The sequence below is a fragment of the Streptococcus infantis ATCC 700779 genome (assembly GCF_000187465.1).
GTDB lineage: Bacteria > Bacillota > Bacilli > Lactobacillales > Streptococcaceae > Streptococcus > Streptococcus infantis.
This window is the reverse complement of the sequence record NZ_GL732439.1, coordinates 310,542-333,595: the sequence shown is the minus strand read 5'-3', so window position 1 is coordinate 333,595 and position 23,054 is coordinate 310,542. Positions and strand designations below refer to the sequence as shown.

Below are 23,054 nucleotides of genomic sequence, written 5' to 3'. Positions count from 1 at the left end.
CATGAAAATCACAAAACTTGAAAAGAAAAAAAGACTCTATCTGCTAGAACTTGATAGCGACCAAACCTGCTATATTACAGAGGATACCATTGTTCGCTTTATGTTGACCAAGGATAAGGAAATTAGTCCTCAAGAGTTTGCAGAAATTCAGACATTTGCACAATTTTCCTACGGAAAAAACTTGGCGCTCTACCACTTATCCTTCAAGGCCCGTACTGAAAAAGAAGTCAGAGACTATTTAATTAAACATAAGATTGATGAGAAAATCATACCCCAAGTCATCCAAGCCCTCAAAGATGACAACTGGATCAATGACCGTCAATATGCTTATGCGATCATAAATTCCAATCAGCTATCTGGTGACAAGGGAAGCTACATGCTCATTCAAAAAATCTCTCAAAAAGGAGTTGCTAAGGCTGTTATCCAAGACGTCTTACAAGAATTTGATCTGATGGAAGTCGCAGAGCGTACAGCCGAAAAACTACTGAAAAAATATCAGGGTAAATTGCCTGCTCGTGCTCTACAAGACAAGATAATCCAAAATCTTACCAACAAAGGGTTTTCCTACTCGGAAGCTAAAACAGCCTTTGACCAACTGGATAGCCAGGTAGAAGAGGAAACTGTTCAGGAACTAATCTTTAAAGAGTTGGATAAGCAATATCGAAAATATTCGCGTAAGTATGAAGGATACGAACTCAAGCAGCGTTTGACCCAAGTTTTAGCACGAAAAGGCTACGATTTTTCGGATATAGCCAGCGCTCTCAGAGAATATCTTTAATTTTTTCACGAAAAACTAAGAACTTTAAACAAAAATGTGATACAATAGTAAACGATAAACTTATAAATTGTAGAAAGTTGGTTAGTTATGAAACTTCCAAAAGAAGGCGACTTTATTACAATTCAAAGTTATAAGCATGATGGGAGTCTTCACCGTACTTGGCGAGACACCATGGTACTAAAAACAACAGAGAACGCTATTATCGGCGTCAACGACCACACACTTGTTACCGAAAGTGACGGTCGTCGTTGGGTGACTCGAGAGCCGGCTATTGTTTACTTTCACAAAAAATATTGGTTTAATATCATTGCCATGATTCGTGATAATGGGATTTCCTACTATTGCAACATGGCTAGCCCATACTATCTAGACGAAGAAGCTTTAAAATACATCGACTATGATTTAGATGTTAAAGTTTTTACAGATGGTGAGAAACGCCTCTTGGACGTTGAAGAGTATGAACGTCATAAGCGTAAGATGAATTATCCTGATGACTTAGACTATATTTTGAAAGAGCATGTTAAGATTCTTGTTGATTGGATCAACAATGAACGAGGCCCCTTCTCAGAAGCCTATGTCAACATTTGGTACAAACGCTACGTAGAACTAAAGAATCGGTAAAGTTGTCAGAGGTCAGGAACAAAATCCTGACCTCGTTTTTTTTTATAAGCAAAAACCTGCCTTGAGGCAGGTTTTCCTTTAAATATCTAACTTCGTAACAGTGAATTTGATGTGAGAATAGTCTTTTTCTATATCCTTATCTACCATAAAAGCTGTCGCATCCTTCTTGACCTGTACTAAGTCAATATTCTGTGCTTGAGCAGCATAGACACAGCCACAGTAGCATTGGCGATAAATGTCGTACTCTTCACACATTTCTACAGAGCGTTTGTAGCCTTGATTTTTCTTAAAATCGCTGGGAAGATAGTGAGTGGTGTAAATTTTCTGTACATCAATCCCAATACTATTGATGGTTTGTGAATTTTTGTGAGGGCTGATGGTTAGGGCTGAACCAAAGTAGTCAAATCCCAAGTCCATAGCTACTTGAGCTGTCTTGTCCAAACGATAGTCAAAACAAACCTTGCAGCGATCCCCACCTTCCGGTTCTTCTTCCAAACCTCGAACCAGTTTACGGTATTCATTGGGTTCGTATGGTGCTTCTAGGTATTGGACGTTGTTGCCAGTTCTCTCATTAAAATCACTGACAAACTTTTGGGTCACATAAGCACGCTTGTGATACTCAGCCTTGGGATGGATATTGGAATTAGCAAAATAAATGGTCACATCGGCATACTTAGTCAAGTACTCTAAAGTGTAGGTACTGCAGGGAGCACAACAGACGTGCATGAGAATAGTTGGTCTTTCTTCATTTTTTTCCCAAACTTGGACCATCTTTTGCATGACACGGTCATAGTTGATCTTTTGATTGGGATTCATCTTACTTAGAATTTCTTCAACATCAATCATGCTCTTCTCCTTTTCTTCTTGTTATTTTATCACAAGAAGGCTCTTTGGGCAAATAGGGTTTCGTGCTTTATTCAGTTTTTAAGTCCTGATTTAATAGCTTGCCCATCCTTGTCAGACCGATTATTAATATAGGATAACTTAAAAGCAAGATAAGACCAAGAATTAAAAAGACAGCTACAAGGCCCCAACGATCAATCAACCAACCTGTCAGTGGGAAAATGACAATCATAGAAAGACTAAAGAGCATGGAATTGATACTAAGCATAGTTGCTCTTACACTGGAAGGTAAATAACCTTGTAAGTCATTGAAATAGATAGGCTGATAAACTGCATAAAGTGTATTGGTTAAAAGATATACAAGAAGAAAAGCAAAGGGGGTTCCTGAAAACACCAACAACAAGGCCAAGCCCGTTAGTGCAACAAGAGTCGGAAAAACTAGATTGCTATTCCATTTTTTACCAATTTGACTAGCTACATAAACTGCTATAAGATTTAAGCCACTACCAATCAGCATGACCAGTGAAACCTGCCAGCCTGATAAGTCACTTATTTTCTGTTGATAGTAAAAGTAAAACATACACATGAGTGTCCCTATTAGCTGATAAGTCAGCATCCAGTAAAAAAGTACTGGTTTTTCCTGCCATTCTTTACGAACTTGTTGGACAATCATTTTAAAGGTCAAGGATTCATTTTTCTCTCTCTTGGCCATTGGTTCTTTCATAAAATAAATCAAGATTATAGAAAGAAAAGATAATCCAATAGCAATTAGATAGGTCAAAGCCAATGCTCCGTGAATAAAGAAGCCTGCGACAACTGTACCTAGGGTTCGGGTGACTTCTGCCACACCAGACAAAAAGCTAGAAATCTGAAGATATCTGTCCTTTTGACCCGCTTCTACCGCAGAATCATATAAGAAAGCGGTGCTGGTTCCCGAGTCAAAATTATAGGACCAAGCACTGACCATCATGGCAAGCGCATAAATCCAAAAATTTCCCTGACCAAACAAAATCAAGATAGAGGATCCAATACTGGCCAAGCGAGCCAAATAGAGATTGGTCTTGTAGCTAAATCGATCTGCCAACATACCAGATGGGATTTCACACAAGAGGCTGGTCCCATGAAAGATACTCTCTAATAGACCGATTTGAAGTAAGGAAAGACCATTTTGAATGAAGAATAAAATCCAAAAACTGGTAATTCCAAAATAAGATGTGAATTCCAGACCTGCTAGGAGTGGAATATTGCGTTTGTAAGTTCTTTTAAACATTGTTTTCTCTCTTTCAATAAGTAATATGATTGTTTCTAAAAGACTTACTGAGATTTGCCTACATTTTCTCCACCTCTTTCATTTAAAGTAATACTCAATGAAAATCAAAGAGCAAACTAGGAAGCTAGCCGCAGGCTGTACTTGAGTACGGCAAGGTGAAGCTGACGTAGTTTGAATTTGATTTTCGAAGAGTATAAAAACGCCAACTGGCGTTTTTATAGTTATTAAGGTTTGATACGGTGCAACATACGTGGGAATGGAATAGCTTCACGGATGTGTTTTGTACCTGCTGCGAAGGTTACCATACGCTCGATACCGATACCAAATCCACCGTGTGGTACTGTACCATATTTACGAAGGTCAAGGTAGAATTCGTACTCTGTAAGATCCATTCCAAGTGATTCCATCTTAGCGACAAGGGCATCGTAGTCTTCCTCACGCATGGAACCACCAATAATTTCTCCGTAACCTTCTGGCGCAAGCAAGTCTGCACAAAGCACGCGCTCTGGATTTCCAGGAACTGGTTTCATGTAGAAGGCCTTGATGGCTGCTGGGTAGTTGATCACAAATGTTGGTACACCAAAGTGGTTTGAAATCCAAGTTTCGTGTGGTGAACCGAAATCATCTCCATGCTCAAGATGTTCGTAGTCAGCATCTTCGTCGTTCTCATGCTCTTGCAAGAGGTCAATGGCTTCATCGTAAGTAATGCGTTTGAACGGCTCAGCAATATAGCGTTTCAAGAGCTCTGTATCACGCTCCAAGGTTTCCAAGGCTTGAGGAGCACGATCTAGAACTCCTTGAAGCAATGCTTTAACATAAGCTTCTTGCAAGTCAAGTGACTCGTCGTGTGTTAAGTATGAGTACTCCGCATCCATCATCCAGAACTCAGTCAAGTGACGGCGAGTCTTAGATTTCTCTGCACGGAATACTGGACCAAAGTCAAAGACGCGACCTAGAGCCATAGCACCTGCTTCAAGATAGAGCTGTCCTGATTGGCTCAAGTAAGCTGGTGTTCCAAAGTAGTCAGTTTCGAAAAGTTCTGTAGAATCTTCTGCAGCATTTCCTGAAAGGATTGGGCTATCAAATTTCATGAAGCCGTTCTTGTCGAAAAACTCATAAGTCGCATAGATAATCGCGTTACGGATTTGCATAACCGCTACTTGCTTACGAGAGCGGAGCCATAAGTGACGGTTGTCCATCAAGAAGTCAGTTCCGTGTTCTTTTGGTGTGATTGGGTAGTCTTGAGATTCACCGATCACTTCGATGTCTGTAATATCCAACTCATAACCAAATTTTGAGCGCTCGTCTTCTTTAACAATCCCTGTTACAAAGACTGAAGTTTCTTGGCTTAGACGTTTGATCGTATCAAATTTTTCAAGACCTACTTCTTCACCAAATTTCTCGATAAAGTTTGGTTTGAAAGCCACACCTTGGAAGAAGGCGGTTCCGTCACGCAATTGCAAGAAGGCAATTTTTCCTTTTCCTGACTTGTTAGCAACCCAAGCACCAATAGTGACTTCTTGACCAACGTAGTCTTTTACTTCGATAATTGTTACACGTTTTGTCATGTTTTATCTTCCTTTTTTTGTTTAACTTGTCTAAAGACATTATTACCCACTATTGTACCACAAATAATGCCTGATAGCTAGATTCTATCAGAGAAAAATCTCAGGTTATATCCAAAAAAATCTCCGTCAAGACGACGAAGATCTTAGTTTTATTTTTCCATAAATTGGTGCAAGCGACGAATGGCTTCTTTAAGAGTTTCCAAGTCTGTCGCATAGCTGAGACGGACATTCTCTGGTGCTCCAAATCCTGCTCCTGTAATCAGGGCCAGACCAACTTCCTCAAGAATAGCCGTTGTAAATGCTGTTACATCTGTATAGCCTTTCATCTCCATAGCTTTTTTAACATTTGGGAAGAGGTAGAAAGCTCCTTGCGGTTTGACTACTTCAAAGCCAGGGACTTGGCACAAGAGAGGATAAATGGTATTGAGACGTTCCTCGAAAGCCTGACGCATGGTTTCTACGGAGTCTTGTGAACCAGTTAAGGCCTCGATTGTTGCGTATTGTGAAACAGCGGTTAGGTTTGAAGTTGTTTGACCAGTCAATTTGCTCATAGCAGCAATAATTTCTGGATCACCTACTGCATAACCAACACGCCATCCTGTCATAGCGTAGGCCTTAGACACTCCATTGATGACAATAGTTTGTTTGCGAATAGCTTCTGACAGACTAGAGATTGGAACGAACTCATTCCCGTTATAGACCAAACGTCCATAAATATCATCGGCCAGGATAAGAATATCATGCTTAACTGCCCAATTTCCAATGGCTAACAATTCCTCACGAGAATAGATCATCCCAGTCGGATTAGATGGTGAGTTTAGTACCAAGACTTTAGTCTTATCTGTTCGAGCTGCTTCTAATTGCTCCACAGTCACTTTAAAGTGATTGTCTTCCTTGGCTTGGACAAAGACTGGAAGGCCTTCGGCCATCTTAACCTGATCCCCATAGCTGACCCAGTATGGTGTTGGAATGATAACCTCATCACCTGGATTAATCACAGCCATAAAGAAAGTATAAAGGGAGAACTTGGCACCAGTCGCAAAAGTCACCTCGTTAGCTGCTACAGAATACCCATAATATCTTTCAAAATAGGTATTGACTGCTGCTTTTAACTCAGGCAAACCTGAAGCTACCGTATAGAAAGACGCGCGACCATCTCGAATGGCTGCAACCGCAGCATCCTGAATATTTTCAGGAGTATGAAAATCAGGCTGACCTAAAGTCAAGAAAAGAACGTCTTTTCCTTCAGCCTTTAACTTCTTTGCTCTTGCATCACTAGCCAGAGTAACGCTTTCTTCCATCTCTAAGACACGTTTGGATAATTTCATTGTTTCTCCTTTTCGACTAAGGCGCCAGATTCAAAATCTACCAGATAATAGTCTCCTCCAGACTTGATTTCCCAGACAGGCTTTTCAGCGTACCGTCCGAAGGTAATCTTGTCGATCTCAGTTGCTCCTTTTTCTCTGACAACTGCTTCTGCTTTTTCTTGAGAAGTACCATTTTCTAGTTGATATACGTAAATATTGTTGCTACTTTTCTCTATTAAGACAGCAACAGGTTTCTGGTTCTTATCTTGGCCAAGAACACTATAATAGCTTTCTAAACCATTGAAGATATCAATCTGGCTAACCGTTTCTAGATTTGCATACTGCTTAGCGATTCTTTCACCTTCTACCTTTGCAGTTCGATAAGGCTTCATGCTGAGCCATACCAAGTAGAGAAAGGAAGAAGTGATGACTAGAGTTAACAAAGTTATACCAATGATGTACTGAAATAATAGGGAATTTTTTTCTTTTTTCTGTCTCTTTTTCACTCGTCTATTTTACCATCTATCCTAGGGAATTACAAGTGAAGTTAGGGGAGGAATCTGGACTTTCAATACGTATTTAGGATATCATTACATAACTTCAAGCCGTGTTTTTATAGACTTTTCTACAGTCTTCATTTTTAATCAAAAACTTAGATTCTATTGATTTTATTTTCTGAGCATATCCCTTGCAAATGATTTTATCGTGTTGTAACATATATTATAACAACAGAGTGATTCTGATTAAAAGATTGAAATTTAAAGGAGACTCCCTATGTCTAAAAAAGTATTGTTTATCGTTGGTTCACTTCGTGAAGGTTCATTCAATCACCAAATGGCACTAGAAGCTGAAAAGGCACTTGCTGGCAAAGCCGAGGTAAGTTACCTTGACTACTCAGCCATTCCTCTCTTTAGCCAAGACCTTGAAGTTCCTACACTTCCAGCTGTTACAGCGGCTCGCGAAGCTGTTCAAGCTGCTGATGCTATCTGGATCTTCTCTCCAGTCTACAATTTCTCAATTCCAGGGACTGTGAAAAACTTACTTGACTGGCTTTCACGCGCAATTGACTTGTCTGACACTCGTGGAGCATCTGCTCTTCAAGATAAGATTGTTACAGTATCATCTGTAGCAAATGCAGGACACGATCAACTCTTTGCAATTTACAAAGACCTCTTGCCATTTATCCGTACACAGGTTGTTGGTGATTTTACCGCAGCCCGTGTTAATGATTCTGCCTGGGCAGATGGTCAATTAGTCCTTGAAGATAGCGTCACTACTTCTCTTAAACAACAAGCTAAAGATTTACTTCAAGCTATTCAATAATAAAAAAGATAGTAGAAAATCTCATTTCTACTATCTTTTTGTTTATTCAACAAATTCTCCAATCATACTATGTTTTAATGGTAAACTACACATTACTAAAAGGAAAATGAAGGAGGATTGAATCCAAAAGAGGGCCAAATCAAAAATTCCATGCACAGCAACTACTGTTAAGAATGAAAGATAAAGACCAACAATCGGACGCTTGCTCGGCTCCTGACTCATATCAATCAACATTCGAATTGGACCAGAAGAAGCTATTCCTAACAATACCGTTCCAACCACACCGTAACTCAATATCGTATCAATGTATATACTATGAGCATGTTCGTGATATGGAGCAAAAATACGAGGATAGGAATGCATATAAGTTAGGGGCCCCTCGCCCCAGAAGGGATTTTGTTTGAATAAGGTCATACCTGCATTCCAGATCGACACTCGTTCTTCCATAGATGAATCGAGCGTCCCCATTCGAACTCCCAAATCGCTCGAGAAGAGAAAGGCTAGACCAACACCAAAGACTCCGATACTGAGCCAGAAGGCACGCCAGTTCTTAATGGTTGTGAAAAGATAAATAATCGCACCAAAGATAATGGCTGGAAAAGCTGTTCTATTTTGGGTGAAATTCAAGCCAAACAAATTTGCAAAGATCGCAATGAGAGAGAAAATTCTCAACCATCTCAATCGAGTCGTACTAATTAGGTAAAATCCAATCATAATACAGAAGCAACAGATAATCCCATAATAATTAGGATTAAAGAAGGCTACTTCTGCACGGTTCTGATGCCAGACCTGCATCTTAGGTGATAAGAAAGTATAATCAAATTTCTTTACAATCTGAAAGTGCTCTAAAGCTGCAAAAACTGATGCTAGCACACTAAGCGACATAACCGATTGCAATACTAATCTGAAAAACTTAGGGGTTAAATGGGCTTGGTAATAATAAAAGAAAATTGCAAAGAGGAACATTCCTAAAGTGGAAACCATCCCCATCACATTTTGAGCTAAAAGAGAGATAACACCACTATAGCCGATAAATAAAAGTAAGATAGAATGGTGGGACAATCGTTTTAATATCCCCTTCATCTCTCCTGTAAATATTAGACCTATTAAGTAGGCGATAAGAATAATAACGAAAATATAAAAAGGCAAGAAAATACTTAGAATAACAGCTAGTAAGACTAGCTCTTGCTTGGATAAGCCTTTCAATTTTTCAATGATACCTATTGATTTCACAACAGATCCTTTCTCTCTGCGCTATAAAGCTCAGATAAATAAACTATTAAAACATTTTACCATTTTTCAAATGATTTGAAAACCACTTTGTCCATGTCATCCTGACTAAAACTAGGTAAAATTTTATAGCGAGCTAAGATATCTCTCAAAGCGCGCATCCTTTTTTAAAAATATGGTACAATAAATCTAGTTGTTCCAGAAAGGACCTAGTATGAAATCCTACCAAGAAGTTTACAAAATCTTAGCTCATGAAACAGATTATTTAAGCGGAGAGAAAATTGCTGAAATATTAAACCTCTCTCGCACCTCTGTTTGGAAGGCTATCCAACGCCTCCAGCAGGAAGGTTTAGAAATTGACAGCATCAAAAATCGTGGCTACAAACTTCTTCACGGTGACCTAATCTTACCTCAAGAAATAGAAGCTAACAGCCCAATCTCAGTTCAATTTAAACCTATCACCAAATCAACCCAGAGTGATGCCAAGGAGGCCATGGAAGCTGGTGCCAAAGAAGATACACTCTACCTATCAACAGGCCAAACTATGGGACGTGGTCGATTTCAACGCCCCTACTATTCTCCAGAACAAGGTGGGATTTACATGTCTCTCCACCTCAAGCCCAATCTCTCTTATCTAGATCTACCAGCTTATACACTTCTGACTGCAGCCGCAATTTATAAGGCTGTTAAAAACCTTTGTCTAATTGATTTAGATATCAAATGGGTAAATGATTTATACCTAAATCAGAAAAAAATAGCCGGTATTCTAACTGAAGCCATCACTTCTGTCGAAACGGGCCTTGTCACAGATGTTATTATTGGTGTTGGTATCAACTTTACTATCGCTGATTTTCCAAAAAACCTACAAGGGAAAGCTGGAAGTCTCTTCTCTCAAAATAGCCCAATCACTCGCAACGAGCTGATTGCAGAAATCTGGAAATGTTTCTACGAAACTGAGGCCGATGAGCTGCTTTACCTTTATAAAAAACAATCAATTGTTTTAGGCAAAGATATTTCCTTTAAGAAAGATCAAGAAATCATCTCAGGAAAAGCTTGTGATATCTCTGACCAGGGTCAACTACAGATCCAATTAGCTACTGGTGAAAAAATTTGGCTCAATAGTGGCGAAGTTTCGCTCACTAAATGGTGAATTATTTTTTAAAAATAAAAAATCGACCTCTCTTTCGAAAAGGTCGTTTTTCTTATCATTTATTTTTTCAAACGCTCAACATCACGCGCAATGACAAGTTCTTCATCCGTTGGGATGACAAGTACACGAAGTGTCGCAGCATCTGTAGAAATGTCTCCAGTTACTCCAAAGACATTTTTCTCTGGGTCTAGATCACAACCAAACCAAGAGATACCTGAAATAACTTTCTCACGCACAAGAGTTGCATTTTCACCAACACCAGCAGTAAAGATAATAGCATCTGCCCCGTTTAGGACTGCCAAGTATTGTCCAATGTGTTTTTGGATACGGTCAACATACATTTCAAATGCCAAAGCAGCATCATGATCCCCTGCTTCCATTGCAGCAATCACATCACGCATATCACTAGACTTCCCTGAAACACCCAGCAATCCTGACTCACGATTAAGAATACGACTGATGTCCTCAGGCTTGTTAAAGTCCTCTGTATATTGCATTAAATAAGGAATGATGGCTGGATCAATATCCCCTGTACGAGTTCCCATCATAACACCACCAAGTGGAGTGAATCCCATTGATGTATCGATTGATTGACCACCTTTAACAGCTGTGATAGAAGCACCGTTACCAATATGGCAAGTGATCAACTTCAACTCTTCTAATGGACGTCCCAAAAGTTTTGCTGCTTCTTGAGCAACATATTGGTGACTTGTACCGTGTGCTCCATATTTACGAACCTTGTTTTCTGTATAGTACTTAGTTGGTAATGGATAACGGTATGCCTTCTCTGGCATTGTTGTGTGGAATGATGTATCAAAGACTGCTACACTTGTAATATCTGGCAACAATTCTTTGAAGGCACGAATCCCAGCTGCATTGGCAGGGTTGTGCAATGGAGCAAGAAGTCCTAGTTCTTCAATTTTTTCTAAGACATCACCTTCAACAACTGTAGACTCTTTGAAGTACTCTCCACCTGCAACAACACGGTGTCCGACACCAGTAATTTCATCATAAGTTTTAATAATATTAAAACGAATCAAGTCATCAAGTAAAATCTTAACAGCCAAGGTATGGTTTTCAATATCAAGAACTTGTTCTTCAGAACGACCATCAAACTTAACTGTTGAAACAGAATCCTTCAATCCGATTCGCTCAATTAAACCTTTTGCAAGCACCTTTTCTTCTGGCATTTGATATAGTTGCCATTTCAAGCTAGAGCTTCCAGCGTTAATTGCAATGGTTTTTGTCATAAATTTATTCCCCTTTTTAAGCGTTTTCAACTATTATACCAAAATTTGCACTAGATTTCATGCCCTTGACACCAATTTTGAAAATTTTCCTTAAATTCCATCAAAATTTCAGGGTCACGAAGACTGGTAAGTGGATAAACAAATGGTTCAACTCCTTCTCCTGTCCTTTTTTGTAGGACAAAAATGCTCTTAGACTGAGCTCCTTGGGCGAAGAGATCCTCGGGTAAGGCTACAATAGCCACTAGTTGAGCCTGTTCAGTCAGCCATGATTTCAAAAGTTCACTCTGAGGACTTGTCAGGAGATCTGTTGGAGCTAGAAAAATCGCATAGCCTCCTGTTCTGAGATACTTGAGTGATTGTTCCATTAACAAATGATGAGCATAAGTATGTTCATTCTTAGCCGCTACTTGATAGCGTGAGGCTATCTGATCATCTGGATAGTAACCGACAGGCAGGTCGCTCACAATGATGTCACTTTCTTTTAATACTTGTGGACGTACTGCATCTCCTTGGACAAAGCCCATTTTAAGATCCATTACTTCCGCCATGCTTGCCGCCAAGTCAATCAAGAGGTCATCAAGTTCTATTCCCAGGTAATCTACCTTTTTGTTCATGGACGTTAAGAAACTAGCTCCCAGAATTCCCATCCCAGATCCCAATTCCAATAAGCTCACATTTTCAGCAGGGAAAAGTTGTTCAATGATAAAAATCATCAAGTGACCAATCGCATCCGGTGTGAACTGGTGATTGGCTTGAAGAGGTTCTGTTTGAGCTGCCTTCATTAACAAAAATTGATAGGTCCGTAACCACTCCTCTTTTCGAAGTGCCAGACGTTTTAAGGCTTGATTGTTTTTCTTGACATCTTCCAGATTTGTCTGACCATCCAGATAGATCCCATTTTGTTCAATCAAGGCATCATAAAAACTTGTCGCCAAATCGTTTTGAATGATTTGGACATTTTCTAGTAAATAGGTATATGCTTGTTCAATTTTTTCAAAATCCATAATCTTATCTTACCAAATTCAGAGCTGATTTTCCAGATTTTCATAATACTGAAAACAAATAAAAACCTCTGAGATGACTCTCAAAGGTTTATTCTACTATTTACTATTTTCAACAGCTGCTGTTACAAAAGCAGTGTAAAGTTCTTCTGGACGATTTGGACGACTTGAAAGTTCTGGATGGTACTGACAAGCCACAAAGAATTTGTTTTCTGGGATTTCAACAATTTCGACCAAGCGATTGTCTGGTGAAACACCTGAGAAGACAAATCCTGCCCCTTCAAACTGTTCACGGAAGGCATTGTTAAACTCATAACGGTGGCGGTGGCGACGTTGGACCACTTCTTTGTTATGATAAGCTGCTGCTGCCTTAGAACCACGTTTCAACTTAGAAGGATAAAGTCCCAAACGAAGGGTTCCCCCCATGTCCTCAACATCAATCTGATCACGCATGATATCGATGATCGGATATTTTGTATCAGGATCAAGCTCTGCTGAATTAGCTCCTTCAAGTCCCAAAACATGACGGGCAAACTCGATACAAGTCAATTGCATTCCCAAGCAGACTCCCAACATTGGTACATCATTTTCTCGAGCATAGCGAATCGCTTGAATCTTACCTTCTGTCCCACGTTGACCAAAACCACCTGGAACGATAATTCCATCAGCGTCATCTAATAGTTCCGCTACATTATCAGCTGTCACATCGTTAGCATTGACCCAATCAATCTTGACTTCTGTATCATTGGCATAACCAGAGTGTTTCAAGGCCTCTACGACAGAAATGTAGGCATCTTGCAACTCGACATACTTACCAACAAGAGCAATTTTGACTTGTTTTTTTAGATTCATAACCTTATCAACCATAGCTGACCACTCTGTCATATCTGCTGCCGGTGCATCAATCTTCAAATGGTCACAGACGATTTGATCCATGCCTTGAGCTTGCAGATTAAGCGGAATTTGGTAAAGATGATCTACGTCTAAGGACTCGATAACTGCTTCTGGTGCCACATCACAGAACTGGGCTAGTTTGTTTTTAATCCCTTGTCCTGCTGGTTTTTCTGTACGAATGACTAACATATTTGGCTGGATTCCCAAACCACGCAATTCTTTGACAGAGTGTTGAGTCGGCTTGGTCTTCATTTCTCCAGCCGCCTTGAGGTAAGGAAGCAAGGTTGTATGGATATACATGACATTTTCTGCTCCGACATCAGACTTCATCTGACGAAGCGCCTCTAAGAATGGAAGGGACTCAATATCGCCGACTGTTCCCCCAACCTCTGTAATAATAACATCAGAGTCAGTTGTTAGGGCGGCACGCTTGATTTTTTCTTTCAAGGCATCTGTAATATGAGGAATGACTTGGACAGTTGCACCGAGGTACTCCCCACGACGTTCCTTACGAAGAACTTCGCTGTAGATTTTACCAGTTGTCACGTTTGAGTATTTATTGAGATTGATATCAATAAAACGTTCATAGTGACCCAAGTCCAAATCTGTCTCAGCCCCATCATCTGTTACAAAGACTTCCCCGTGCTGGTAAGGGCTCATGGTTCCTGGATCGATATTGATATAAGGGTCAAATTTTTGGATGGTTACCTTCAAACCACGATTTTTCAAGAGCCGTCCTAGGCTCGCCGCAACGATCCCTTTCCCAATAGATGACACCACACTACCAGTTACAAAAATATATTTCGTAGACATAGATTCCTCTTTCTAAAATGCTCAAGATCTTGTTCACTAGAGGGGGACTAAGAAAACAAGATCTTCACCGATAACTACAATCCAGGATGATCATTTTCCTGGAAAAACAAAAATAGCTCCCTAGTAACTAGGAAGCTCCGACCTCAAAAAGAGGTGCCCGAACAATATCTTACCTCAATTTGGCTCATTTGTCAAATGTCATTCTTTACTAGATTTATAGTTCTACTGCAGAAAAGAAAACAACAAGGAGATTTCCTTGTTGTTTGGTATTATTCTTCTTCTTCCTCAGAATCTTCGTCATCTTCTTCAACGAGATCAACATCTTCCCCAAGATCATCTGGTGCGATTTCGTTAATTTCAGCGTCGTAGGCTTCTACTTCGTTCTTTTCATCGTCTGGATTTTCATCATCATAAGAAAGAGCTGGATCTTCTTCGTAGGCGTCCTCATCCTCTGGATCATCTGCACCATAATCAATGGCATCCGTATCTCCATCCATAAAGGCATTGACACGTTTTTTCTTAGCTTTAGGTGCTACTTCTTCATCGTCACTTTCTTCAAGAGCAATGATTTCTTCATCAATTTCATCTACTCCATACCATGAACGAAGGCCCCACTTGTTATCTCCAAGAGAGATGAAGCTCCCATCAAAGTTCAACTCTGTATAGAACAAAGGTAGTGCTTCGCGAATATCGCTATTAGAGGTACCAAGATAGTTTTGGATTTCATTGACCAAATCGCTAAAATGCATCTCGTGGTCGCGACCACGTTGTTCCAAGATGGCACGAGCCACCTCAATCATAGATAGTTCACTTTTTTCTTGCCCAGCAAATACTTCTAATTCCAAAGCGTTTCTCCTCTTTTTTTACTACTAACGCCAGAGTATATAAACTCTGGTCTCATTTTATCACGTACTCTTTATTGTACGATAATTTTCTTTATTAGTCAAAGGTTTAGAAGAAATTAATGTGAAATATTTCAGCTAATTGAAAGACCTGGGAGATACACTCACAGGTCTATTGATTTATTTATGACACAAGGTCACAGCCCCAATACCAGCCACAAACTGCAAGAGAATCCCTATAGAGATAAAGGACCATTTATTGCGCCAGATTAAGTAAAAGGCCCCTTTCAGGTCCTGCCAGTAACTCCGTTTCATCTCAATCCCTTTCCTTTCCTTTTCTTTCATTCCCCTAAAATAGCGGAAAAGCCTCTCTCTGTCAATGATTTTCAAAAGAAAGAGAGTGGGACAGAAATCGGTAATTCGCTAGAATTCGATTTCGTCGTCCCACCTCCGCACAGTTGAGTAGGGCTGTAAAAGCTGATGAAATCAGCGTAGTAGAGTCCACTCAACCACTGCGTCTTGCTCGACAATCCAAAGACAATTTAGAGGCTAGGACTTTTGTCCCAGACTTTTCTATTTATTCAGCTAAGAGCACTTCTTTGATGGTTTGTTTTTGGAGTTTTCTGTTGGATAGATAAAAGAGACTTTCATAAACCACAGCAAAAACGATCAAAGTCCAAAAGCAAACGTTCCAGTCAAAGTTGTGCTCAATCTTTTCAGGTACCGTGTCTTTGATCACACCAATCAAGATTTCCATGATACCGTATTGATAAGCCGTCCCAAGGCAAAAGCCTAGATAGGCCCACAAACGATAGGGAGCGAGAATATGACTTTGGCATTCACGATCTGTGTAGCCAAAAGCCTTCATGAGGGCCAAGGTTTCACGACTTTCTGAAACGACAATCCCCAATGACAAAAAGAGGATCGAGAAAGAAAGGATCAAGCCAATCATGATCATCATGGTTTGGATGATGTCATCTGTGTAGTCCCTGAGGCCAAAAGACAATTGAACCATGGCCGCGAAACACATGGAGCCAAAGACCACAAAAAACAGGATCGATTTTCTTCCCCAAATCAGTGACGAAGACAGCTCTTTTAGGAAGTCTTTCTCTTTCTTAGGAGCCCTCTTTCTCCTTTTGACTTTGATCGGACTTGGGGACTTTTTCAATAGGCGAAGGGCCGGCGTTTGTAGTTGTCTTCTAGCATAGCCAATCGCGAGAAGCATAAAAAATGCTGTTGGAAGGATCACCAATGCAACTAAGAGCTGCCAGTGAAAATTGATGGTGATTTCTGGCAGGATCCCCTTTTCATTACGAAAGTCATAAAAATGACCCATCATAAGAAAAGAAGAGAAATAGCCAAAAAGCGCTCCAACTCCAAAACTGAGCCCAAAAACCCAAAATCGTTTCGCCAACTGGCCATTGCTATAGCCCAAAGCCTTTAAAATCCCTAATTGTTCCTTGTGGTCATCGACAAATTGTTTGATATAAAAACACATGAGAAGGATCGACGTCAAGGACAAGACAACCCCACTGACCATGGCCACCATCCAAGATAGCGAAACCTGAGCATCATAATAGGCCATAATCATCGGATTGGTTTTAGAAATCTCCAACTGCTCGATATCAAGATAAAAATTCAAGAAGAGATTGACCACAAAAACCGCACAAGCCCCAATGATACTGACGACAACTAATTTTCGAATATCTTTTACTGAAAACATGGCTTACCATCCAATCTCATAGGCAGTCTGAGGCTGATCGTTGGTCACAACTTGGGTAATCTTGCCACTATTGACACGAATGATGGTTCTGGCCATATCCGCAATATTTTGGTTGTGCGTCACCATGATGAGGGTAAAACCAAGCTTTTCCTTTAACTTCCAGATATAGTCGAGAATCTTGCGCCCTGTTTCTTCATCCAGGGCCCCCGTCGGCTCATCTAAGAAAAGAATCTCTGGCTTTTTGGCCAGGGCACGTGCAATGGAGACTCTCTGCTGTTCCCCACCAGACAATTCACTCGGATACTTGTTCAGCTTATCGCCAAGTCCCAAATCCTCGATAATCTGCAAAAAATCATGATTGTCTGCCAGGTCAGCTCCCATCTTAACATTTTGTCTAACCGTGAGATTCGGCAATAAATAATACTGCTGGAAAATAAAGGCAATCTTCTCACGTCTAAAGGCCGTCAATTGAGCATCCGTGAGCTGCGATAAATACTGTCCTTGAATGAGAATATGCCCCTCATCTACCTTTTCTAATCCGGATAACACGTTTAAGAGGGTTGACTTTCCTGATCCAGAAGGACCTAGGATAACTACATCATCCTGGTCTTGAATCTGTAGATCAATCCCTTTTAAAACCTTGGTTTGGCCGTAGCCTTTGTATACATTTTCTAGTTGAATCATTTCTTTCCTACCATTTCTTTGATGAGAGATTGACAAACTTCTGTCAATAAACCAATCACTTCTTCCATGCTGAACTGATAAATACCAGAAGCAACCATAGAGGCCATGCCGTGTGAGTAGATGAATAGATGCTGGTACAAGCGACTAGCCTCCTCTAGCGTCAACGGATAGTCTGCGACAATCGAATCCAGAACCAATTGGTAACTATGATCCTTCATGGGAAGAAAATCTTGAAAGCGACGAATCGGATCTTTGCTAGGATTTTGGAAAAGCAATTGAAAAAGTTGGGGCTCTTTTGAGGCGAACAGGATATAAGCAACCCCGACAGATCGAAAAGGCTTCTCATCTTCTAAAGCCTTTCGTATATACTCCACCACGACCATTTCCGCAGCAACAATAACCTCTGCTTGTAACTCAGCCATATTTGCAAATTGCCCAAAAATGACTCTTGGTGTGGCTCCCAGTTTTTCCGCTAATGCTCGAGCCGTTAAACTAGCTATTCCCTCTTCTCTCACCAATTGTAAAGCTGTCCCAATCATAGCCTCTTTACTAAATTTAACCTTGGGTGGCATAAGACTCCTTTCGTGCAACATTTGTTGCGCAACACTTGTTGCCTAAAATATTACCATAACAAAGAAAACTTGTCAAGAAAAATCTGTAAAGCATAGAACAAAAAAACCAGCCCACTGATACAAGTGACGTCTGGTATACTAAATCTAGTCCCGAAGATTCGAACGGCGCTTGAAAACTTTACCCAGCAGAACCTCACACTAGCCATAGCCATAGATATCCGTTAGGTCAAGGTGTTGATACCAATCGACAAGGCCGCCTCCACCTCATCTTCACTCATCTGGATGATCAGCATCATCCTAAGGACAATGATTAACAAATGCTCATTTTCAGCAACATCCATATAGTTCATGGCCGCCTCCTTTTCATTCTTCTTTAATTATAAAGTAAAGAAGACCAGACAGCAATGAATTCGTAAAGCAAAAACACCTCCAGTATTCACTGAAGGTGTCTCTTTTAGTGATAGCTTAAAGCTCGTTTAAAGGTTTTCCAGATACCTAAATCATCTGTTTGGAGGACTAGGCTGGCATACATACGTCCGATAAAGGCTGTTGCAGTTACGGCAAATACAACTGTTATTACAAGAGAGATCCAAGCCTCGATGCTATTTGCATAACCATTAATAGCTCTGAAAGGCATAAAGAAGGTCGAGATGAAAGGAATATAAGAACCGATTTTCAAAATCAAATTATCTCCTGCAGCACCTAGGGCAGTAACGCCAACAAAACCAGCTATTATCAAAATCATCAACGGAGATAAGGCCTTTCCTGCATCTTCAGGGCGAGAAACCATAGAACCTAAGAAGGCTGCCAAGACCACATACATAAAGAGACTGACCAAGACAAACAACAAGGTATTGACCGAAAAAGCTTCTCCCAAGTGGCTTAGAATACCTGAATTAGCCAAGAAAGGCATATCCTTAAAGAATAAGATAGCTCCAAGTCCGCCTACAACATAAATACCAATATGAGTCAAAATGACAAGAAGTAAGGCAATCATGCGTGCGTAAAAATAGTGACTAGCACGAATACTTGAGAAGACCACTTCCATAATTTTTGTCCCTTTTTCACTGGCTACCTCTTGAGCAGTGACACTGGCATAAGTGATCAAGATCATATAGAGGAAGAAACCCAGTCCTGCCGCCGCAAAGGTTTGGACCATCTTCTTACTTTCCTTAGATTCATCAATCTGCTCTGAGAATTGAATCGTTTGTGCCAAGTGTTGTTCCTGTTCCTGAGATAAATGTGCCTCCGAACGATTGAGTTGGTATTGGAGTTCATTCAACTTAGTTGTCACAGCTAACTTAATGCCACTCTCTAGTGAAGTTTCACCGTGATAGACTGCCTTGAGGACACTACCTTCTTGATCAATCGTTAGATAGCCCTTGATTTTTTCATCCTTGACAGCTTCTTGGGCGCTTGCTTCATCCTTATAGTCAAAATTAATGCCATTGGTCGATTTAAGACTCTCTGTTACAGCAGGCACCGAACTAACTACTGCCACCTTATTATTCTGAGCCAGGGAGGAGCCTTGTAGATAGCCAATTCCGCCAGACAAGCCGATAAAGAGAAACGGCGAGATTACCATAAAGAAGAAACTCCAGGATTTGACATGACGTAAATAAGTTTCTTTGATTACAACCAACATATTTCTCATACTTCCACCCCTGATTCTAGTTTAAAGATTTCATCGATTGTTGGAGCTTGTTGGTCAAAGGTCGCGATGTATTGACCTTGAGTCAAGATAGCAAAGAGCTCCTGCCCAGCATTTTCATCATCTAGGATGAGCTTCCAAATCCCCTGCTTGGTCAAACTAACATGAGTGACATGTGGGAGTTTTTCCAAGTCTTCCTGACACTTTTCACTTGCAACAAAGAGTCGCGTTTTGCCGTATTGATTACGAACATCTTGGACTGGTCCATGCAAGACGACACGCCCATCACGAATCATAAGGATATCATCACATAGCTCTTCGACATTGGTCATGACGTGGTCTGAAAAGATAATGGTTGCACCACGTTCTTTTTCTTTGAGGATAACCTGCTTGAGCAGTTCAGTATTGACTGGATCCAGTCCACTAAAAGGTTCATCTAGGATAATTAGATCTGGTTCATGCATTAAAGTAATAATCAGCTGAATCTTCTGTTGATTCCCTTTTGAGAGACTCTTAATCTTATCTGTCAATTTCCCCTTGACTTCCAGCTTCTCCATCCATTGAGGGAGTTTTTCTTTGACTTCTTTGGCATCCATTCCTTTTAACATGGCTAGGTAACGAACCTGCTCTAGAACTGTCAACTTAGGCATGAGACTGCGTTCTTCAGGCAAATAACCTATCCGAGCGTAAGTCTCCTGACGAATTTCCTGGTCATCAAACTGAATTTCTCCTTGATAATCCAAAAATTTCAAAATACTATGAAAAATGGTTGTTTTCCCTGCTCCATTTTTCCCAACTAGACCTAAAATTCTTCCAGGCCGAGCTTGAAAATCAACGCCAAACAAGACTTGTTTGGGACCAAAACTTTTTTCAAGATTGCGGACTTCTAACATAATCCACCTCCTACTAATCTTACTCTCATTATACTCCTTTTTTTAGTCATTACAAGGATTTATGTACATTTTTATTAGTAGAATTTACTAGGCATTTTTTATATCAAACCGAATAAGATTCAACTTCATTTTTCTTTCCAATATTCGGCATTTACAAAGACAAAAAAATCCATCCCTCAGGATGGATTTTAGACTATTAACGCACTTCTGCATTGACTTTTTCTTCGAGAGAAGCTTGAATTTTTTCCATGTAGCGTGCGACTTCTTCGTCAGTCAAGCTATCTTCTGGATTTTGGAAGGTCAAGCTGTAGGCCATAGACTTCATGCCAAGTCCTAGTTTTTCACCTGAGAAGACGTCAAAGAGTTTGATGCCTGTCAAACGTTTTACGCCAGCGGCTTGAATAGCATCAACCACCTCTTGGTGAGTCACTTCTGCTTTGAGGAGAAGGGCGATATCACGGCTGACTGCTGGGAATTTAGTAATTTCCACAAAGGCTGCTGATGGTTGAAGAGCTTTCTCGATAGCTGAAAGGTTAAGCTCTGCCACATAAGTTTCTGGAATATCGTAAGCCTTAGCCGTCACAGGGTGCACTTGACCGAGGAATCCAAGAATTTGATCACCAAGTGAGATCAAGGCTGTACGTCCTGGGTGAAGACTCTTGATCTCTTGCGTTGCTGTATAGGTCACTTCAAGACCCAAGCGAGCAAATAGAGCTTCCAGAATTCCCTTAGCATAGAAGAAGTCAACAGGAACGGCTGCTGTTTGGAAGTCTTTTTCAGCGACTAAACCAGTCAATGCAAAAGCAAAGCTGTTGATTTCATTTGGCAAGTCTTCTTTTGGATTACCCGTTTGCTCGAAGACTTTTCCGATCTCATAAAGAGCCAAGTCTTTGTTCTTACGCGCTACGTTGTAAGCTACGGTATCCAAAATACCTGAAACCATATTTTGACGGAGAACAGAACGGTCCACAGTCATTGGCCACATGAGCTCCGTTAAGTTACTTGGTGCAGTCGTAAACTCCACTGCTTTTTCAGGAGTTGTCAGAGCGTAGGTGATGATTTCCGTCAATCCAGCACCTTCTGCAATGGTACGAACTTGACGGCGCAATTTTTGTGTCGCTGTCAACTCACCGGCTGTCCCATCGTCTTTTGGAAGACTGGTTGGCAGGCGATCATAACCATAAATTCGAGCAATTTCTTCAAAGAGGTCTGCTTCGATAGTGATATCCCAACGGCGACGAGGAACGCTAACTGTGAAGGCTTCTGCATTTCCAGAAAGGCCAAATCCAAGACGACGGAAGACATCTTCTACATCTGCGTAGGAAAGCTCTGTACCGAGGACACGGTTGACGTCTGCAAGGGTTGAAGAAACTTCTACATCAGAAGTGTCCAACTGGCCTGCTGAAACAATGCCCTTCCGCACTGTAGCACCAGCTAATTCTGCAATCATGCTTGCTGCTGCATCAAGGGCTTCATTAACGGTTGCCACATTGATGCCTTTTTCAAAGCGAGAAGATGATTCAGAACGAAGGTTGAGACGACCACTTGTCTTACGGATAGATTTGCCATTGAAGACAGCAGCTTCAAGGACGACACGAGTAGACTTTTCAGAGATTTCTGTCGCTTGTCCGCCCATGACACCTGCAAGGGCTACTGGTTTGTCAGCAACCGTAATCACTAAATCAGTTGTTTCCAACTCTCGCTCTTCCCCATCCAAGGTCACTAATTTCTCACCAGTACGTGCTTCACGCACACGGATATCAGTCCCTTCAAAGGTATCCAAGTCAAAGGCATGCATAGGCTGACCAAAGTAAAGCAAGATATAGTTGGTCACGTCAACCACATTATTGATCGGACGAATGCCTTCGTTCATGAGGAGGTTTTGCAACCATTGTGGACTAGGTGCGATAGTCACATTGTCCAAGATACGAGCTGCATAATAAGGAGCCTTGTCTGTGTCAATGTTGACTGAAAGAGCATCTGCTGCAGCTTGGTCTGTTTCTGTTAAAGTAAATTCTTTAAAATTGACTGCCTTGTCATAGATAGCTGCTACTTCGTGAGCTACCCCACGCATAGAGAGAGCGTCTGCACGGTTTGGAGTGATAGAAAGTTCGATGATTTCATCATCCAAGTCTAGATAAGAAAATACTTCCTCACCTGGAACAGCCTCATCTGGCAAGATTTGGATGCCATCTGCAAATTCTTTCAGTACAACGGAGTCAGAAATACCCAACTCACCTAGTGAACAAATCATCCCTAGTGACTCTAAGCCCCTGATTTTTCCTTTTTTAATCTTGTAGTTGTCCGCAATGCGAGCTCCCGGAAGAGCCACCATAACCTTGATACCAGCACGCACATTCGGTGCACCACAGACGATTTGACGAGCTTCTTCTTCACCCACATTGACTTGGCAGACATGCAAGTGTGTTTCGGGCACATCTTCACAAGACAAGACCTCACCGACGACAATTTTTGAGAGACCAGCAGCAGGTGATTCCACACCTTCTACCTCGATCCCTGTGGTTGACATTTTTTCAGCCAACTCTTGTGATGGTACATCAATGTCCACCAATTCTTTTAACCATTTATAAGATACAAGCATAATTTAGTTCTCCAGAATGACAGTTGTCACTCTAGTTTT

22 protein-coding genes are annotated in these 23,054 nt (G+C 40.8%); 4 read left to right on the top strand and 18 right to left on the bottom strand.

Translation table 11 applies throughout. The features are described from left to right. Nucleotide 1: 1 nt before the first annotated feature. Both recX and ntdP read left to right on the top strand, forming a co-directional pair. Nucleotides 2–778, top strand: coding sequence for a recombination regulator RecX (recX, locus tag HMPREF9423_RS03915; RefSeq protein WP_006155693.1), 777 nt, complete (start codon nucleotides 2–4; stop codon nucleotides 776–778). An 87-nt stretch (nucleotides 779–865) separates the two neighbouring features. Then, nucleotides 866–1,399 (top strand): nucleoside tri-diphosphate phosphatase, encoded by a 534-nt coding sequence (ntdP, locus tag HMPREF9423_RS03910; protein ID WP_004252157.1) that lies wholly within the window; start codon nucleotides 866–868, stop codon nucleotides 1,397–1,399. Between the two features lie 78 nt (nucleotides 1,400–1,477). On the opposite strand, the gene HMPREF9423_RS03905 is transcribed toward ntdP, so the two are convergent. The 5 genes from HMPREF9423_RS03905 to HMPREF9423_RS03885 form a co-directional block, all read right to left on the bottom strand. Continuing rightward, complete coding sequence (locus HMPREF9423_RS03905) at nucleotides 1,478–2,245, bottom strand: epoxyqueuosine reductase QueH (RefSeq protein ID WP_004252154.1); 768 nt, start codon at nucleotides 2,243–2,245, stop codon at nucleotides 1,478–1,480. 67 nt (nucleotides 2,246–2,312) lie between these two features. After that, nucleotides 2,313–3,512 (bottom strand): MFS transporter, encoded by a 1,200-nt coding sequence (locus HMPREF9423_RS03900; RefSeq protein ID WP_006148024.1) that lies wholly within the window; start codon nucleotides 3,510–3,512, stop codon nucleotides 2,313–2,315. 224 nt (nucleotides 3,513–3,736) lie between these two features. Then, the gene (gene asnS / locus HMPREF9423_RS03895) at nucleotides 3,737–5,080 is read right to left on the bottom strand and encodes an asparagine--tRNA ligase (protein ID WP_006148023.1); all 1,344 of its coding nucleotides are present in this window, start codon (nucleotides 5,078–5,080) and stop codon (nucleotides 3,737–3,739) included. Between the two features lie 149 nt (nucleotides 5,081–5,229). Then, nucleotides 5,230–6,408, bottom strand: coding sequence for a pyridoxal phosphate-dependent aminotransferase (locus HMPREF9423_RS03890; protein WP_006148022.1), 1,179 nt, complete (start codon nucleotides 6,406–6,408; stop codon nucleotides 5,230–5,232). After that, the gene (locus tag HMPREF9423_RS03885; protein ID WP_006148021.1) at nucleotides 6,405–6,893 is read right to left on the bottom strand and encodes a cell wall elongation regulator TseB-like domain-containing protein; all 489 of its coding nucleotides are present in this window, start codon (nucleotides 6,891–6,893) and stop codon (nucleotides 6,405–6,407) included. The genes HMPREF9423_RS03890 and HMPREF9423_RS03885 overlap by 4 nt, the downstream gene beginning before the upstream one ends. A 268-nt stretch (nucleotides 6,894–7,161) precedes the next feature. Between HMPREF9423_RS03885 and HMPREF9423_RS03880 the strand changes: the two genes are divergently transcribed. Then, on the top strand, nucleotides 7,162–7,710 hold the full coding sequence (locus tag HMPREF9423_RS03880; protein WP_004252139.1) for an NADPH-dependent FMN reductase: 549 nt from the start codon (nucleotides 7,162–7,164) through the stop codon (nucleotides 7,708–7,710). Nucleotides 7,711–7,752: 42 nt separating this feature from the next. Here HMPREF9423_RS03880 and HMPREF9423_RS03875 read toward each other — a convergent pair whose 3' ends face one another. Next, on the bottom strand, nucleotides 7,753–8,943 hold the full coding sequence (locus HMPREF9423_RS03875; RefSeq protein ID WP_006148020.1) for an O-antigen ligase family protein: 1,191 nt from the start codon (nucleotides 8,941–8,943) through the stop codon (nucleotides 7,753–7,755). Nucleotides 8,944–9,154: 211 nt separating this feature from the next. Between HMPREF9423_RS03875 and birA the strand changes: the two genes are divergently transcribed. Beyond that, the gene (birA, locus tag HMPREF9423_RS03870; RefSeq protein ID WP_006148019.1) at nucleotides 9,155–10,090 is read left to right on the top strand and encodes a bifunctional biotin--[acetyl-CoA-carboxylase] ligase/biotin operon repressor BirA; all 936 of its coding nucleotides are present in this window, start codon (nucleotides 9,155–9,157) and stop codon (nucleotides 10,088–10,090) included. 59 nt (nucleotides 10,091–10,149) lie between these two features. Here the strand turns inward: birA and HMPREF9423_RS03865 are convergent, their stop codons facing one another. The 12 genes from HMPREF9423_RS03865 to pheT all read right to left on the bottom strand — a co-directional run bounded on the left by HMPREF9423_RS03865 (nucleotide 10,150) and on the right by pheT (nucleotide 23,015). Beyond that, entirely contained in the window at nucleotides 10,150–11,340 is a 1,191-nt protein-coding gene (locus HMPREF9423_RS03865) for an acetate kinase (protein ID WP_006155691.1), read from the bottom strand. A gap of 50 nt (nucleotides 11,341–11,390) precedes the next feature. Next, nucleotides 11,391–12,344, bottom strand: a complete 954-nt coding sequence (locus tag HMPREF9423_RS03860; RefSeq protein WP_006148017.1) for a class I SAM-dependent methyltransferase — start codon at nucleotides 12,342–12,344, stop codon at nucleotides 11,391–11,393. 96 nt (nucleotides 12,345–12,440) lie between these two features. Then, nucleotides 12,441–14,048, bottom strand: coding sequence for a CTP synthase (locus HMPREF9423_RS03855; RefSeq protein WP_006148016.1), 1,608 nt, complete (start codon nucleotides 14,046–14,048; stop codon nucleotides 12,441–12,443). 269 nt (nucleotides 14,049–14,317) lie between these two features. Further along, on the bottom strand, nucleotides 14,318–14,893 hold the full coding sequence (gene rpoE, locus HMPREF9423_RS03850) for a DNA-directed RNA polymerase subunit delta (protein WP_006148015.1): 576 nt from the start codon (nucleotides 14,891–14,893) through the stop codon (nucleotides 14,318–14,320). Between the two features lie 177 nt (nucleotides 14,894–15,070). Continuing rightward, nucleotides 15,071–15,205 carry a dTDP-6-deoxy-D-glucose-3,5-epimerase gene (locus tag HMPREF9423_RS03845; protein WP_233419425.1) on the bottom strand — a complete coding sequence of 45 codons (135 nt, stop codon included), beginning with the start codon at nucleotides 15,203–15,205 and terminating at the stop codon, nucleotides 15,071–15,073. Between the two features lie 262 nt (nucleotides 15,206–15,467). Continuing rightward, nucleotides 15,468–16,613 carry an FtsX-like permease family protein gene (locus HMPREF9423_RS03840; protein ID WP_006148013.1) on the bottom strand — a complete coding sequence of 382 codons (1,146 nt, stop codon included), beginning with the start codon at nucleotides 16,611–16,613 and terminating at the stop codon, nucleotides 15,468–15,470. Between the two features lie 3 nt (nucleotides 16,614–16,616). Beyond that, nucleotides 16,617–17,297 (bottom strand): ABC transporter ATP-binding protein, encoded by a 681-nt coding sequence (locus HMPREF9423_RS03835; RefSeq protein WP_006148012.1) that lies wholly within the window; start codon nucleotides 17,295–17,297, stop codon nucleotides 16,617–16,619. Then, on the bottom strand, nucleotides 17,294–17,869 hold the full coding sequence (locus HMPREF9423_RS03830) for a TetR/AcrR family transcriptional regulator (protein WP_006155739.1): 576 nt from the start codon (nucleotides 17,867–17,869) through the stop codon (nucleotides 17,294–17,296). Before HMPREF9423_RS03830 ends, HMPREF9423_RS03835 begins: the two co-directional genes overlap by 4 nt. 221 nt (nucleotides 17,870–18,090) lie before the next feature. Continuing rightward, nucleotides 18,091–18,219: a hypothetical protein gene (locus HMPREF9423_RS12205; protein ID WP_006155734.1), complete on the bottom strand. Its 129-nt coding sequence runs from the start codon at nucleotides 18,217–18,219 to the stop codon at nucleotides 18,091–18,093. A 104-nt stretch (nucleotides 18,220–18,323) separates the two neighbouring features. Beyond that, a complete protein-coding gene (locus tag HMPREF9423_RS03820; RefSeq protein ID WP_006148009.1) occupies nucleotides 18,324–19,523 on the bottom strand; it encodes an ABC transporter permease in 1,200 nt (399 codons plus the stop codon). Further along, nucleotides 19,520–20,413, bottom strand: a complete 894-nt coding sequence (locus HMPREF9423_RS03815) for an ABC transporter ATP-binding protein (protein ID WP_006148008.1) — start codon at nucleotides 20,411–20,413, stop codon at nucleotides 19,520–19,522. The genes HMPREF9423_RS03820 and HMPREF9423_RS03815 overlap by 4 nt, the downstream gene beginning before the upstream one ends. Nucleotides 20,414–20,609: 196 nt before the next feature. Then, on the bottom strand, nucleotides 20,610–23,015 hold the full coding sequence (gene pheT / locus HMPREF9423_RS03810; protein ID WP_006148007.1) for a phenylalanine--tRNA ligase subunit beta: 2,406 nt from the start codon (nucleotides 23,013–23,015) through the stop codon (nucleotides 20,610–20,612). Nucleotides 23,016–23,054 lie beyond the last annotated feature (39 nt).